This is a genomic window from Synechococcus sp. BA-124 BA4, assembly GCF_034931165.1.
Map to the genome: position 1 here is coordinate 34350 of NZ_JAYGIA010000069.1, position 14175 is coordinate 48524.

Annotated in this window: 15 protein-coding genes; 2 read left to right on the plus strand and 13 right to left on the minus strand. The window is 67.6% G+C overall.

Annotated elements, in window-relative coordinates:
- Positions 1-15 precede the first annotated feature (15 nt).
- The 7 genes from VB734_RS08625 to VB734_RS08655 form a co-directional block, all read right to left on the minus strand.
- Positions 16-279 carry a hypothetical protein gene (locus tag VB734_RS08625; RefSeq protein WP_048016474.1) on the minus strand — a complete coding sequence of 88 codons (264 nt, stop codon included), beginning with the start codon at positions 277-279 and terminating at the stop codon, positions 16-18.
- A 47-nt stretch (positions 280-326) separates the two neighbouring features.
- Complete coding sequence (gene lysS, locus VB734_RS08630) at positions 327-1847, minus strand: lysine--tRNA ligase (RefSeq protein ID WP_197161131.1); 1521 nt, start codon at positions 1845-1847, stop codon at positions 327-329.
- Between the two features lie 46 nt (positions 1848-1893).
- The gene (gene rpaB, locus VB734_RS08635) at positions 1894-2700 is read right to left on the minus strand and encodes a response regulator transcription factor RpaB (RefSeq protein ID WP_322782152.1); all 807 of its coding nucleotides are present in this window, start codon (positions 2698-2700) and stop codon (positions 1894-1896) included.
- Positions 2701-2831: 131 nt separating this feature from the next.
- Complete coding sequence (locus tag VB734_RS08640; protein ID WP_197161128.1) at positions 2832-4157, minus strand: ABC transporter substrate-binding protein; 1326 nt, start codon at positions 4155-4157, stop codon at positions 2832-2834.
- Between the two features lie 4 nt (positions 4158-4161).
- Complete coding sequence (gene mreD, locus VB734_RS08645; RefSeq protein WP_197161126.1) at positions 4162-4674, minus strand: rod shape-determining protein MreD; 513 nt, start codon at positions 4672-4674, stop codon at positions 4162-4164.
- Positions 4675-4677: 3 nt separating this feature from the next.
- The gene (gene mreC, locus VB734_RS08650) at positions 4678-5442 is read right to left on the minus strand and encodes a rod shape-determining protein MreC (protein ID WP_197161124.1); all 765 of its coding nucleotides are present in this window, start codon (positions 5440-5442) and stop codon (positions 4678-4680) included.
- Positions 5443-5447: 5 nt separating this feature from the next.
- On the minus strand, positions 5448-6494 hold the full coding sequence (locus VB734_RS08655; RefSeq protein WP_197161122.1) for a rod shape-determining protein: 1047 nt from the start codon (positions 6492-6494) through the stop codon (positions 5448-5450).
- Positions 6495-6665: 171 nt separating this feature from the next.
- On the opposite strand from VB734_RS08655, the gene VB734_RS08660 reads away from it, so the two are divergent.
- A complete protein-coding gene (locus VB734_RS08660; protein WP_197161119.1) occupies positions 6666-7061 on the plus strand; it encodes a single-stranded DNA-binding protein in 396 nt (131 codons plus the stop codon).
- Between the two features lie 21 nt (positions 7062-7082).
- On the opposite strand, the gene VB734_RS08665 is transcribed toward VB734_RS08660, so the two are convergent.
- Together VB734_RS08665 and ahcY are read right to left on the minus strand one after the other, a co-directional pair.
- Positions 7083-7739, minus strand: coding sequence for a DedA family protein (locus VB734_RS08665; RefSeq protein ID WP_197161116.1), 657 nt, complete (start codon positions 7737-7739; stop codon positions 7083-7085).
- Positions 7740-7800: 61 nt separating this feature from the next.
- Positions 7801-9210, minus strand: a complete 1410-nt coding sequence (gene ahcY, locus VB734_RS08670) for an adenosylhomocysteinase (protein WP_322782625.1) — start codon at positions 9208-9210, stop codon at positions 7801-7803.
- 154 nt (positions 9211-9364) lie between these two features.
- On the opposite strand from ahcY, the gene tsaE reads away from it, so the two are divergent.
- Positions 9365-9871, plus strand: coding sequence for a tRNA (adenosine(37)-N6)-threonylcarbamoyltransferase complex ATPase subunit type 1 TsaE (gene tsaE / locus VB734_RS08675; protein ID WP_322782151.1), 507 nt, complete (start codon positions 9365-9367; stop codon positions 9869-9871).
- Here tsaE and VB734_RS08680 read toward each other — a convergent pair.
- The 4 genes from VB734_RS08680 to VB734_RS08695 all read right to left on the minus strand — a co-directional run.
- Positions 9820-10827 (minus strand): carbohydrate kinase, encoded by a 1008-nt coding sequence (locus VB734_RS08680; protein ID WP_322782150.1) that lies wholly within the window; start codon positions 10825-10827, stop codon positions 9820-9822. The genes tsaE and VB734_RS08680 overlap by 52 nt on opposite strands.
- Entirely contained in the window at positions 10827-11972 is a 1146-nt protein-coding gene (mutT, locus tag VB734_RS08685; RefSeq protein WP_322782149.1) for an 8-oxo-dGTP diphosphatase MutT, read from the minus strand. The genes VB734_RS08680 and mutT overlap by 1 nt, the downstream gene beginning before the upstream one ends.
- Positions 11973-11985: 13 nt before the next feature.
- On the minus strand, positions 11986-13368 hold the full coding sequence (locus tag VB734_RS08690; RefSeq protein WP_197161096.1) for a glucosyltransferase domain-containing protein: 1383 nt from the start codon (positions 13366-13368) through the stop codon (positions 11986-11988).
- A gap of 239 nt (positions 13369-13607) precedes the next feature.
- The coding region (locus tag VB734_RS08695) for a sigma-70 family RNA polymerase sigma factor (RefSeq protein ID WP_323243248.1) at positions 13608-14175 on the minus strand (568 nt) is incomplete at its 5' end.

Below are 14175 nucleotides of genomic sequence, written 5' to 3' on the forward strand. Positions count from 1 at the left end.
AGGGGTGGAACGTGGCTACTTCTTGGGAGCCGGGGGCACAAGGCTCACCCCCTCGGGGGGAGGCGTGGGATCGGGATCGGCGATCAGCATGTGCTGGAGGACGATCTCGGGCCGCTCGCTATCGCGCCAGCGGATCCGATACGCCGGCATCTTGGTGCCACGGCTGGTGGTCTGCTCAACTGGCTCCATCACCCAGCCCCTGCGGGAGCGGCCCTGGGGATTGCGCTTGACCACCGCATCCGCGTGTTTGAAGCGGAAACCGACGCGCTCACCGCTCATGGGCTGGGGGATAGTCCGAGTAGCGTCAATTATCTCATTGCGCCGGTTCAGCCCACCGGCGGCGGCGCTTCCGGCCGCAACAGGGGGAAAGCGATCACGTCCCGGATGCTCGGGCTGTCGGTGAGCAGCATCGCCAGCCGATCGATGCCGATGCCCAGTCCACCGGTGGGGGGCATGCCCACTTCAAGGGCATGAAGGAAGTCTTCGTCGACCCCGTGGGCCTCCAGATCACCCGCCGCGCGGCGCTCCTGCTGGGCTTCCAGCCGCCGGCGCTGGTCGATCGGATCAATCAGCTCACTGAAGGCGTTGGCGGTTTCACGGCCCACGATGAACAGCTCGAAACGCTCCACCAGACCGGGCTTGCTGCGGTGAGCACGGGCGAGGGGGGAGTTCTCCACCGGGTAGTCGGTCACGAAGGTGGGCTGAATCAGCGAGTCCTCCACCCGTTGCTCGAAGGCTTCGATGAGCAGCCGGCCCACGCTGTCGGCCGCCTCCGGCACCTCCAGGCCCACGGCGGCCATGGCGGCGGCGGCCTGCTCGCGACTGCTGAAGCCGTTGAAATCCAGGCCCGTGGCCTGCTCCACCAGCTCATGCATGGTGGCCCGGCGCCAGGGAGGGGTCAGATCGATGGCGGCGCCCTGGTACTCGATCGCCGTGGTGCCGCACACCTGCTGGCAGACCGAGGCGATCAGCTCCTCGGTGAGCGCCATCATGTCGATGTAATCGGCGTAGGCCTGATAGATCTCGACCGTTGTGAACTCAGGGTTGTGGCGGGTGCTCACCCCTTCATTGCGGAAGATGCGGCCCAGTTCATAGACCCGCTCGAAACCACCCACCACCAGGCGCTTGAGGTGCAATTCGGTGGCGATCCGCAGCACCAGGGGCAGATCGAGGGTGTTGTGGTGGGTGGTGAAGGGCCGGGCATCGGCGCCACCGGCCTCGGCGTTGAGGACCGGCGTTTCGATCTCCAGAAACTGGCGCTCATCCAGCCAGCGGCGGATGCCGCTCACCAGCAGGGCCCGGCGCCGGAAGGTCTCACGGGTCTGGGGAGAGACCACCAGATCGAGGTAGCGCTGGCGGTAGCGCTTCTCCACGTCCGCCAGGCCATGCCACTTGTCGGGGAGGGGCTGCAGGGCCTTGGTGAGCATCTGCCAGCCGGTCACCTTCACCGAGAGCTCGCCCCGATCAGTGCGGCGCAGGCTTCCGCTCACGCCGATCCAGTCGCCGGCGTCCACCAGGGTGGTCAGCTGGGTGAAGGCCTCGGGCTCATCCGGGAGGGCGGCCGCCAGGGTGGCCTTCTCGATGAAGAGCTGGATCGGGCCGGTCTCATCGAGCAGAGTGAAGAAGGCCAGCTTGCCCATCACCCGGCGGGTCATCACCCGACCGGCCACCGACACCCGCTCGTCCCGTTCCTGACCGTTGGCCAGATCGGCATGCAGACGCTGCAGCTCGGCGTGACGGTGACTGGGATCGAAGCGCAGGCCATAGGGTCCCTGACCCAGGCCCCTGAGGACCTCGGCCTTCTCCAGTCGGGCCTGCTCCAGGCGGTTGAAGCGCGTCTCCGGCAAGGGGGCGGATCTCAGACGGGAGCCCCATCCTGAAGGACCGAGGGTCTCAGGCCGTGGCCGCAACGGCCGCCTCGGCCATCCGCTGGGAGGCATAACCGGTGCCTCGCACCGTGAGGATCAGCTCGGGGTTGCGTGGATCGGGCTCGAGCTTGCCGCGCAGGCGGGCCACGTAGACATCGACCACGCGCAGGTCGGCGGCACGGCGGGGGGGATACCCCCAGAGCTGCTCGAGGATCTCGGCTCGCGGCACCACCCGGCCGGGATCACGGAAGAGCAGCTCCAGGAGGCTGAATTCGGTGTAGGTGAGGCCGATGCGCTCACCCTCGCGGGTGACCTGGCGGCGATTGGTGTCGACCACCAGATCGCCCACCCGCATCACCCCCTGCCCGGCAGGCACGTCGCGGGGTTCGGCGGCGGCGGAGCCTCTGCCCACCCGCCGCAGGATGGTGGCGATCCGGGCCTCGAGCTCCTTGGGGCTGAACGGTTTGGGCAGATAGTCGTCGGCGCCGAGATCCAGGCCGGCCACCCGTTCAGCGATGGCATCAAGCGCCGAGAGAAAGATGATCGGCACACAGGACTCGGCCCGCAGCCTGCGGCAGACCGCGAAGCCATCCAGCTTGGGCAGCATCACGTCGAGCACCACCAGGTCGGGCTGCTCGTCGTGGAACAGGGCAAGGGCCTGCTCACCATCCTCGGCGCAGACCACCCGGTAACCGGCCAGTTGCAGGCGCATCACCAGAACACGGCGCACCGTGGCCTCGTCGTCGACCACCAGCACGGTGCCACGGGGTTCTGTCGAGGACTCCGGGGAAGACTCACCCTGCCGCTGCTGGGGATCCGCTTCCAGGGGCATCGGAGTCCAGTCATGAAGAAAAGCAACCTTACCTTGTGAGGCAGTTACAGAGCGGCGATCGCCAGGCCTCTCCGCGGGGACTCAGTCAAGACTTAATGATTTATTCACGAAGCCCGGTGGGCAGCCCCCGCTCAGGGCCAGCGGGCTTCGGCATACGCGTTCCAGTCGCGCTCCGCTTCCGCCAGGGCCTGATCGCTCTCGATCTGGCCAAGCATCGCCCGCTGCAGCTGGCGGTAAAGGATCGCCTGCAACCGCTTCACCCCCGGAGTGGCTGGCACCAGCACCCGCGCCCGGCCGAGGGTCTCCGCCGACTGCAACCGCGCCTGCCGCACCAGCCGCTCCTGGGCATCCGCGGGGGTCTGCCGGCGCAATCCCTGCTCGATGCGCTCCAGGGCCTGCCTCGCCGAAGGGAGCACCCGGGCTTCCTCGGCAAAGCGGGCCTGGTTGGCGGCATTGGTGAGGTAGAGGGCAAAGCTGAGCGCCTGCTTCGCCTTCGTGCTCTGGCGTGAGACGGCCAGGTTCATCACCGCCACGTTCGCCAGGCCGTCGGGGCCCGTCAGGGGCGGCCCCGGCCGGGTGACGGCGGCAATGCCGGGGGCATTGGTCTGAATGCTGCGCAGGAACTCGGCGCCGCTGGAGAGCAGGGCCAGTTCACCACTCTGGTAGAGCTCCACAGCCCGGCGGTAGCCCTGGCTCACCACCTCCCGAGGCAGAAGTCCCCGTCTGTAGAGGTCGCTCCAGAACGCAAACGCCCGGCGGCCAGCCGGAGTGTTGAAGGCAGCCCGCTGGCGCCGATCCTGCAGGGTCACCCCCATCTGCACCATCGACTCCAGCAGCTCGGCCGAGTCATCGGGCACCACCGTGACGAACAGGGCGTACTTGCCGGTGCGGCGCCTGACGGCCTCGGCAAAGGCCGGCACCTCCTCCCAGCGGCCGGGGGGCTGGCTATACCCCGCCTGGGTGAGCAGGTCGCTGTTGCTGAGGGAAATCCTCGCCGTGAGGTACCAGGGAATGGCGAACTGCCTGCCGCCCTGGCGGCTGGCCTGCCAGATCAGGGGCAGGTAGGTGGCGGAGGCCCCCGGAGGCAGGAGCGGATCCAGATCCATCAGACCGCCCTTGCTGGCGAGGTTGGCCGCGAACAGCGGATTCAGGTTCACCACATCCGGTGCCGTGCGGGCGAACACCGCCGCCAGCAGCTTGCGCTCCACCGACCCCCAGGGCACATCCGTCCAGCGCACCTTGAGGCCCGGATTCTCCTGTTCCCAGGCGGAGATGACCCCACGCAGGTAGTCGTTGAACTTCGGTGCCAGATCAAGGGTCCAGAACTGCAGTTCCGGTCCGCTGGAGCGACGGACCCCACAGCCGGCCAGCAGGGCGAGCAGGGCGCCGCCCATCAACTCACGCCGGCTCCAGCGTCGTCCGGGATGGAAGGGCCGATTCAGCAAAGGTTTCGTCATCCCATCACCCCCGTGCGACGGCACTGTGCCGTCGCCAGAGCAACAGCAGCAACGAACAGATCATGGGTGCCAGCAGGGCCGTCACCAGCACCTGGGCCAGCAGGGTGTGCAGGTTCGCCGCGCTGAGCAGCGACGCCCAGCCGCTGGCCGCCTGCCGCTGCAGCAGCACACTCAGCCCCAGGAGAGCCGTGCCGAGCATGGCCAGCAGGCCAAGACTGAAGCTGCGCTCGATCGGCGGGCCCCGCCGCGACAACCGCCCCCACCACCAGCCCAGCAGGGCCAGGGCAGGCATCTGGGTGGCACCGCCGAGGTGGAGGGTGTCGAGCAGGAGGCCCAGGGCCAGCCCCGCCAGGGCACCGGAGAGGGGCCCATCCGCGAGCGACCAGGGCAGCAGCCAGAGCACCGCCCAGCTGGGGGGAACCCCGCCGATCCGCAGCACGCCTGGCGCCGCCAGGGTGAGCAGAGGCACCACCAGGGCGCTGACCACGAAGAGGGGGCGGCGGTGCAGGCTGGCCATGGTTCAGGTTCCCGCCGGAGCGGGTCCCCGGCGGGTGAGCACCTGCACCCAGTCGACCGAAGCCACCGGCGCGCTCAGCTGCACCACCGCCAGTGTGGCCGGCACCGCCTTCTCATCCACCGACTGGATCACCCCCACGCTCAGGCCCGGCGGCACCAGGGTGCTGGCGGGGGAGGTGACCACCACATCGCCCGGGCGCACCTGGGGATCCTTCTCAAGGAAACGGAGAACCGGCCTGCTGCTGCCGACCCCGGTGAGCAGCCCATGACGCTGGGTCCTCGCCACCCAGACACCCACCTTGCTGGCGCTGTCGGTGAGCAGAACCACCCGGGCGGTGGTGGGGGTGACGCTGTCCACCCGCCCGATCAGGCCGCCGGGAGCGATCACCGAATCCCCCGGGCGGATCCCCTGAAGCCCTCCGGCCCCCAGGACCAATTGATGCCACCAGTCGCCCGGCTCACGGGAAATCACCGGCGCGGTGACCTTGCCGGGATCGGCCCGCTGCAGATCGAGCAGGTGGCGCAGGCGGCGGTTGTCGAGCTCCAGCTGGCTGAGCCTGGTCTGCTGATCCAGCTGCTGCGCCGCCTGCAGCCACTCCTTCTGGGCGCTGCCGGGCCAGAAGGGGCGGCTGATCACGGCATAGGCATCACTGAGCAGGGCGCCCTTGCTGAGGCGCACGGCCACCAGGGCAACGGCCACCAGGGCCCAGGGCCAGGCTCCGACCACCGGCCTCAGCCAGGGGACGCGGAAGAGGCGTCCGAACGGCACCGGACTCAGGTGGAGAGACGAGAGAAGTCAGGAGTGTCGAGGACCCGCTCCAGACGTTTGTAGTCCTCCAGCACCTGGCCACAGCCGTTGACCACGCAGAGCAGTGGGTCCTGGGCCACGTGAGTGAGGATGCCGGTCTCGTGGCTGATCAGCTCGCTGATGCCGCGCACCAGGGCACCGCCGCCGGCGAGCATGATGCCGCGATCGACGATGTCGGCGGCAAGCTCGGGCGGAGTTCGCTCCAGGGTGCGTTTGACGGCTTCGACGATCACGTTGAGCGGCTCGGCCATCGCCTCGCGGATGTCTCCGGCGCGGATGTTGATCGTGCGGGGCAGACCGGAGAGCAGGTGCAGGCCGCGCACATCCATCGAGAACTCATCGTGGTCGTCGTCGGGGAAGGCGGAGCCGATCCGGATCTTGATCTCCTCGGCGGTGCGCTCACCCACCACCAGGTTGTGGACCTTCTTGAGATACACCGTGACGGCATCACTGATCTCATCACCCGCCACCCGCACCGACTCACTGAGCACGGTGCCGCCAAGGCTGAGCACAGCCACTTCAGTGGTGCCGCCACCGATGTCGACGATCATGGTGCCGACGGGTTCGGTGACCGGCAGACCGGCCCCGATCGCGGCCGCCACCGGCTCATCGATCAGATGCACCTCGCGGGCACCGGCCAGACCGGCCTCCCGCACCGCCCGGCGCTCCACGCCGGTGACACCGCTGGGGATGCCGATCACCAGCCGTGGAGCCACGATGCCGCGTCCTTCGTTGCCCTTCTGGATGAACGACTTGATCATCATCTCGGCGGCGTCGAAGTCGGCGATCACCCCATCGCGCAGGGGACGCACGGCGCGGATATTGCCTGGAGTGCGGCCCAGCATCAATTTGGCCTCGTCGCCCACCGCCAGGGGGACCCCCTTCTCCAGATCGAGCGCCACCACCGACGGTTCCTGAAGAACGATCCCCTTGCCTGAGACATACATCAGGGTGTTGGCCGTTCCCAGATCGATGCCGATGTCACGGGAGAGCTGGAAACGACGAAAGAACACTGGTGAGCAGCCAAGCGGCGCGAATCATAGGTGGACCCCCTGAAGAGGCCCTCGGCCGGAGCCGGGGTGGGACACCCAGGCCAAAGGGTGGAACCAGCAGAGAGAAGCGCTGCAGGACGTGGCGCATCATGGGTCCAAGAGACCCCATCCCCCCCTTTTTCTGGAGACCCCATGGGTGTGAATTCCGTGACCCTCGTCGGCCGTGCCGGCCGCGACCCCGAAGTGCGCTACTTCGAATCCGGCACCGTTGTGGCCAATCTCACGCTGGCCGTGAACCGCCGCAGCCGCGACGACGAACCCGACTGGTTCAACCTCGAGATCTGGGGTAAGCAGGCCCAGGTGGCCGCCGATTACGTCCGCAAGGGCTCCCTGCTGGGCATCATCGGATCCTTCAAACTCGACCGCTGGACAGACCGTGCCACCGGTGAGGAGCGCAGCAAGCCGGTGGTCCGGGTCGACCGGCTGGAACTGCTGGGTTCCAAGCGGGACGCCGAGCAGGGGGCCTACGGCGATGGCGGCAGTGCCTACGGCGGTGGCGAACCCAGCAGTGAGGAAGTGCCGTTCTGACGCTGATCCCGAAGGCCTGCTTCAGCGGCTGGTCTGGCGCTTCTTCCAGGTCCGCAGCCCCAGCCAGACCGCGAAGGCCAGCACCGCCAGCACCAGCCCCACCTTGATCACCTGAGTCACGGGCTGCAGCCAGACCTCCACGTTGGCGTAGCCCTGCCCGAGGGCCATGCCGGCCACCGTCAGCAGCAAGGTCCAGATCAGGCTGCCGGCCGTGGTCCAGATCAGGAAGGGCACCAGCGGCATCATCTCGATGCCGGCGGGAACGGAGATCAGCGTGCGGATGCCAGGTACCAGCCGGCCCCAGAACACCAGAGCCGTGCCGTGGCGGCCGAACCAGGTGCGGCTGCGGTGCAGTTCCTGGGGACTGATGCCGATCCAGCGGCCATGGCGCTCGAGCCAGTGCTCGATCCGCTCCTCATTGACCAGACGGCCGACGCCGTACCAGGGCAGTGCCCCCAGCACGGTGCCCGCCAGGCCGGCCAGCACCACGGGCACGAGGGCCAGCTGCCCCTGCTGCACGTAAAAGCCCCCCAGAGGCATGATGAGCTCTGAGGGGATGGGCGGGAAGAGGTTCTCCAGGAACATGGCTCCGAAGATGGCCCCATAACCGGCGATCGGATTGGCAGCCACGGCCGCACCGATCAGATCGGGCAGCTTCTGGATCAGTTCAATCGCCATCGGGCGTCATCCGCGGTGCCCGCAAGTCTTCCATGGGAGACAGCCGGTTCCGTGGACGACCTCAGTAGCGGTAGTGGTCCGACTTGAAGGGACCCTCAACCGGCACATTGATGTAGTCGGCCTGCTCGGAGGTGAGCTCGGTGAGGCGGGCACCGATCTTGTCGAGGTGGAGGCGGGCCACCATCTCATCGAGGTGCTTGGGCAGCACATAGACCTGCTTGCCGTACTGGTCGCCCTTGCTGAACAGCTCGATCTGGGCCAGCACCTGGTTGGTGAAGGAGTTGCTCATCACGAAGCTGGGATGACCGGTGGCGCAGCCCAGGTTCACCAGACGGCCTTCCGCCAGCAGGATGATCTTGTTGCCGCTGGGCAGCAGCACGTGATCCACCTGGGGCTTGATGTTGTCCCAGGGGTATTGCCTGAGGGAGGCGACATCGATCTCGTTATCGAAGTGGCCGATGTTGCAGACGATCGCCTGATCGCGCATCTGGATCAGGTGGTCGTGGGTGATCACGCGGAAGTTGCCTGTGGCCGTCACGAAGATGTCCACGTCGGCCACCACGTCGTCGAGGCGGACGACCCGGTAGCCCTCCATGGCCGCCTGCAAGGCACAGATCGGATCGACTTCGGCGATCATCACGCTGGCGCCGAGGCCCCGCAGCGACTGGGCCGAACCCTTGCCCACATCGCCATACCCGATCACCAGCGCCACCTTGCCGGCCACCATCACGTCGGTGGCGCGCTTGATCGAATCCACCAGTGATTCACGACAGCCGTAGAGGTTGTCGAACTTGCTCTTGGTGACCGAATCATTCACGTTGATGGCCGGGAACGGCAGTTCGCCGTTCTTCTGCATCTGGTACAGCCGGGCCACACCGGTGGTGGTTTCCTCGGTGACGCCCTGGATCTGGGCGTGAATGCGCGAGTAGAAGCCGGGCTGGGCGGCCAGACGCTGACGGATGGAGTGGAAGAGGGCGACCTCCTCCTCGCTGCCGGGATTGTCGAGCACCGAGGGGTCCTGCTCCGCCTTCGTGCCGAGCACCACCAGGCCGGTGGCATCACCGCCGTCGTCGAGGATCATGTTGGGAGTGCCGCCATCGGCCCACTCCATGATCCGGTGGGTGAACGCCCAGTATTCATCCAGGCTTTCGCCCTTGTAGGCGAACACAGGGATGCCAGCGGCGGCGATGGCGGCCGCAGCGTGGTCCTGGGTGGAGAAGATGTTGCAGGAAGCCCAGCGCACGTCAGCGCCGAGGGCCACCAGGGTTTCGATCAGGACGGCCGTCTGGATCGTCATGTGCAGGCTGCCGGCGATGCGGGCGCCTTTGAGCGGCTGCCGGCTGCCGTACGTCTCGCGCAGGGCCATCAGGCCGGGCATCTCGGTTTCGGCGATCGCCATCTCCTTGCGGCCGAACTCCGCGAGACCGAGATCAGCGATCACATACGACGCGGTGACCTGCAGGCCCGACATGGACTCACTCAGCGTGGAGTCGGCCACGGCCGCGGGGGGGGAAACCACCATGGGTTGAAGACGCTCCCTCAAGGGAGGACGATGGGTTGAAATATCTGCAGAGACGCCGAGGCTTCGGGCTCGCTGGAGCTGAATCTACAGGCGGTGCGAGGGCATGGGCGAGCGCAACGGGTGCAGGCAGAGCTGGCAGCAGCACCTCAGTGACGCCGCGGCCACCCGTCAGCTGGGCTGTGAACTGGCGCCCATGCTGCTGAGCCAGGGTCCCCGGCTCCTGCTGCTGCACGGCGATCTCGGCGCCGGCAAGACCTGCCTGGTGCAGGGCCTGGCCCTGGCCCTGGGGATCAACGAGCCGATCACCAGTCCCACCTTCGCCCTCGCCCAGCACTACAGCGGTCAGCGGAACGGCCATGACACGGCCCTGGTGCACCTCGACCTCTACCGGCTGGAGCAGCCCGAAGCGGCCGAAGAGCTGTTCGCCCAGGAGGAGGAGGAAGCCCTGGCCCAGGAGGCGGTGCTGGCGGTGGAATGGCCCGAGCGACTGAGCGTCACGCCAGACCCGGCCTGGCAGGTGCACCTGCTGATCGATGCTGACGGTCGCCTGGCCCGGGTTCAGGCTCCCGGGGAGCCCGAGGCCATCGCGTCCAGAAACGCCAGCACCTGAGCCTGAGTGGGCTGGGGTTCGATCGCCCCGGCACCCTGGCAGACAAGGGCGCCGCAGGCACTGGCAAAGCGCATGGCGTCCATCACCCGCTCCCCGCTGCCGGAGCCCAGCAGCTCAGGGTCCTGACAGAGACGGTGCAGCAGACCTGCCAGGAAGGCGTCACCGGCGCCGGTGGTGTCCACCACCGGCACCCTGTACGCCTCGAGGCGACCGGCCTGGCCGCCCAGCCACCAGCTCAGGGCGCCGGGACCATCTGTGATCAACACGGCCGGGCCGTGGGGCAGGGAGGCGCTGATCCGCCGGGGGTCACGGCTGCCGGCAATCCAGTCGGCCTCCTCGGCAGACACCTTGATCAAGGCTGCACCGGCCAGCAGGGGCCGGATGACGTCCAGGGCCTGGTCAGGGGAGCAGGACCAGAAGGTTGGGCGCCAGTTGACATCAAGGGCCAGCGGGATCCCGGCCGCCTCGGCACGAGCCTGGGCCAGGTGCAGGGCAGCGGCAGAGGCGTCGGAGGCCAGCGGAATGGTGCCCACCAGCAACCAGCGGGCAGCCGCGAGCAGCTCCTCCAGCGGGCCCGCCAGGGCGGAAGCCTCCAGGGCCTGATCCGCGAACCCGTCTCCCTGCTCACCGGCGAAGCCACCGAAGCTGCGATCCCCCGCGCTGTCACGACGCACCAGCACCGTGCGACTGGGCCGCACTGGATCCCACTGCACGGCACGGATGTCCACGCCCCGGGAGGTGAAGAGCTCGCGGAAGGCAGCGCCGATCGCATCCTCGCCGAGGCGCCCCAGCAGGGCCGAGCCCGTGCCCAGCCTGGCCAGAGCGCAGGCCACATTGGCGGGTGCCCCACCAAGGCAGTCCTCGACCGGCAGATCGGTGGCAGGGTCACCGCCCGGGGGGCCGAGGCGATCGACCAGCGCCTCTCCGAAACACAACACCTCGGGCGGTGGGGGCATCAGACCGATGGCAGCTCCCGACCAGCATGACGGGGGGTGCCATGACGGCCGACCCAGGCATGCAGGGCGGCAATGATCCGGGCGTTAGCGGCCGGAAAGGGAAACTCCTCGAGCCGCTGCGGCTCAACCCATCGCACCTGCTGGCTGGCCAGAGGCTGGGGCTCGCCACTGCTCCAGCGACAGAGATGGACGATGAAGCGCAGCCGCTTGTGGCTGTAGGCGTGGTCGAGGCGGATCAGCTCCTCACCCACCTCCACCTCGATCGCCAGCTCCTCACGCAGTTCCCGGCGAATGGTGTCGACGATCGGCTCATCGGGCTCCTGCTTGCCGCCCGGGAACTCCCACAGGCCCCCCAGCAGACCCTCCTCCAGGCGCTGATCGATCAGCACCCGGTCGGCGCCATCGAGAACAACCCCCACACCGATCACCTGGAACGGCGCTGGGGAGCTGGAGTCCTTCACGGGGTAGCGGGTGGGGTCCCCGGCAGCGTACGCAGCACAGTGGGACCGCCAGGGGCACTCACCGCAGCGGGGCCGGCGGGGAGTGCAGACGGTGGCACCCAGATCCATGAGGGCCTGGTTGAAGACCCGCGGCCGCTGCGAATCGAGCAGCTCCTCGCTCCAGGCCCAGAACCGGGCGAGTGAACGCTGGGGCGGCTGCGGCCAGGCCAGCAGGCGCGCCAGCACCCGCCGCACGTTGCCATCGAGGATCGGATAGGGGCGATCGAAGGCGGCACTGAGGATGCTCCCAGCCGTGCTGCGGCCGATCCCCGGCAGAGCCTGCCAGCCCTCCAGATCCCCGGGCCAGCCATGGGCGGCCAGCCGTCCGGCGGCCTGGTGCATCCGGCGGGCACGGGAGTAGTAGCCAAGCCCCTGCCACAGGAGCAGCACCTGCTGTTGACTCGCCTCCGCCAGGGCATCGATGTCTGGGAACGTCAGCATCCAGCGCTCCCAGTAAGGGCGCATCACCGCCAGCTGGGTCTGCTGAAGCATCACTTCGGCAGTCCAGATGCGAAAGGGGCAAAGGGGTTCACCGTCCTCGGGCTCACTGCCATCCAGCCGGAGTTTCCAGGGAATCCCCTGGCGGCCATGCAATCCCCACCAGACGAGCAGATCCCGGCGCAGGGCCGACAGATGAAGGGTCACGTCCCCCAAGGCTTCAGAGCATGCGCACCAGGAGGGTCTCACCCTGCACCTGCAGGCTGTATTCGGCCGAGCAGGCGCTGGTGTCCGAGGGAACGCAGGGCTCATCACGGAATGCCCCTGGCTCCAGCTGGCTGTGCTCGAGCGCCAGACCATGGAACTGGAGCTGATTGCGGCCCCAGCTCCAGTCGTCGTTGATCAGCCTGGGCACCAGTCGGTCCAGCAGGGGAAACTTCTTCGGACTGTTGCGCAGCACCGGGGATTGAGGCATTCCGCCGTCGAAGCGGATCGCCGTGATCGTGGTCTCCGGCAGCCGCATCTGCAGCCGGGTGATCCCCCTCCTGCGGGACCGGGTCGTCCCCGCCACGATCTGAAGAGCGAGCGCCGAAAGCAACGGGCCGAGAAACAGCAACAGTCGCGGCACCCTGGCCAGGGGATCCGCCAGACCCAGGAGGGCACCGGGGGACACCAGGGCAATCAGCGCCACGGAGCCCTGCACCAGAGCCGTGTCGGCCAGCCTCGACAGGCGGCCATGGCGTGCCTTCGGCCACCGCCCGGCCGCGATCCAGACCACGACGGCATAGGCCAGAACCAGCATCAGCCAGGGGACACTGATGGGCCAGCGACTCCTGTCGTCGAAGTGAATCCGCCAGAACTCCAGGGCATGGCGCAGGAGCTGGGCGGGCAAGGAGGGGTCGATGACGAGCGCCTGGCCCTGTTCGGCGGCGTAGGACGTGCGCTCCTTCAGCACCGGTCGCATCAACAGCAGGTAACTGGCCAGGGCCAGGTCATAGGTGACGATCACCCATGCCAGCCGGTGCAGAAGGGAGGGCCGTTCGGGCACCGGCGCCGCCAGACCGAAGGTTTCCCCCAGCGCCAACATCAGCGCGAAGGGCAGAAACCCGCTGGTGGCTGGCTGGTACAGGCAGAGGGAGGCCAGAAGCAGCGCCTGCCGCGTCACGACCCGGTGGAGCACCACCGCAGCCACAACCGCAAGCCCCAGGGCCAGGGCCATCGCCAGACAATCGAATCCGCAGGACAGGTTCTCCAGGGCATAGGGCTGCCCCAGCAGTGGAAGCGTGGCCAGGGCACTCCAGAGGGGTGAGTGCAGGCCATAGGCACGGGCTGCGATGACGAAGGTCAGCGCCAGCACGACAACGGCCAGCAACTGGTGCAGCGGTGCCACGGCCACAGCCGGTGCTCCCAGATTCACCAGGGCGAAGAGACCATCGGCCAGGTGACGCCCCACTGCGGTCCAGCGGAGCTCTCCGTCCATCGAGCGGCCGTAGTCGTCGATGTAGCGATGAACGAAGAGCAGAATCGGCAGCACCAGCAGCAATCCCGGCTGCCAGACAAACCTTGAACTGACGAACAGACTCTCCCCGGAGTCCCGTACCAACCAGCCGCAGGATCAGCACCAATCCGATCTGCACCGCGGGTGTGCTGCATCCACGACCCTGCGGTGACCCCGAGCGTACCAACCATATCTGAACATGGTCGAGCCAATCATTCCTGAGCGCTACAAGACAAAAGCATCTGGCCATGGATGACAAGGCCACGACCAGATGACTGTCAACCCGTGACTCAGGATTGCAGTGGAACGTGGGCAGCTGAAAACAACGTCCACGTCACATCTTGTCAGACCTGAATCATGGCCGCATCGCTGTACTCCTTCACCTGATCACTGAGGCGGCGGAGGGCGGCGAGGCCATCGCGCTCCAGGTTGCGGATGCGATCGCGGCTCATGCCCAGGATGCGACCGATGCCCGTGAGGCTCATGGGCTCTTCGACGTCGATGCCGTAGCGCATCGTCAGCACGCTCCGCTGCAGCTCCGGCAGCTGCTCCAGCAGTGCACGCATGTCTCCACGCAGGCACTCCCCGTCCACGCTCTCCGCCGGCAGCGTCCCATCCGCCTGCAGCAGGTCCAGCAGTTCCGTGTCCTCTCCGTCCCCCACCTTCGTCTCCAGGCTCACCGGTTGACGCGCACGGCAGAGCAGATCCTTCACCTCCTCCTCAGGCAGCTCCACCGACTCCGCCAGTTCGCTCAGCGTCGGGGTCCTCCCCAGCTCCTGGCTCAGCTCCCGCTGGCCTTTCTTCAGCTTGTTCAGCGTTTCGGTGATGTGGATCGGCAGACGGATCGTCCGGCTCTTCTCCGCGATCGCCCGCGTGATCCCCTGACGGATCCACCAGTACGCATACGTGCTG

Excerpts from the sequence above, each read along its gene's own strand:
- VB734_RS08625 (WP_048016474.1), bottom strand. The coding sequence starts at position 279 with ATGAGCGGTGAGCGCGTCGGTTTCCGCTTCAAACACGCGGATGCGGTG.
- rpaB (WP_322782152.1), bottom strand. The coding sequence starts at position 2,700 with ATGCCCCTGGAAGCGGATCCCCAGCAGCGGCAGGGTGAGTCTTCCCCG.
- VB734_RS08640 (WP_197161128.1), bottom strand. The coding sequence starts at position 4,157 with ATGACGAAACCTTTGCTGAATCGGCCCTTCCATCCCGGACGACGCTGG.
- mreD (WP_197161126.1), bottom strand. The coding sequence starts at position 4,674 with ATGGCCAGCCTGCACCGCCGCCCCCTCTTCGTGGTCAGCGCCCTGGTG.
- VB734_RS08660 (WP_197161119.1), top strand. The coding sequence starts at position 6,666 with ATGGGTGTGAATTCCGTGACCCTCGTCGGCCGTGCCGGCCGCGACCCC.
- VB734_RS08665 (WP_197161116.1), bottom strand. The coding sequence starts at position 7,739 with ATGGCGATTGAACTGATCCAGAAGCTGCCCGATCTGATCGGTGCGGCC.
- ahcY (WP_322782625.1), bottom strand. The coding sequence starts at position 9,210 with ATGTCGGGCCTGCAGGTCACCGCGTCGTATGTGATCGCTGATCTCGGT.
- tsaE (WP_322782151.1), top strand. The coding sequence starts at position 9,365 with ATGGGCGAGCGCAACGGGTGCAGGCAGAGCTGGCAGCAGCACCTCAGT.
- VB734_RS08680 (WP_322782150.1), bottom strand. The coding sequence starts at position 10,827 with ATGCCCCCACCGCCCGAGGTGTTGTGTTTCGGAGAGGCGCTGGTCGAT.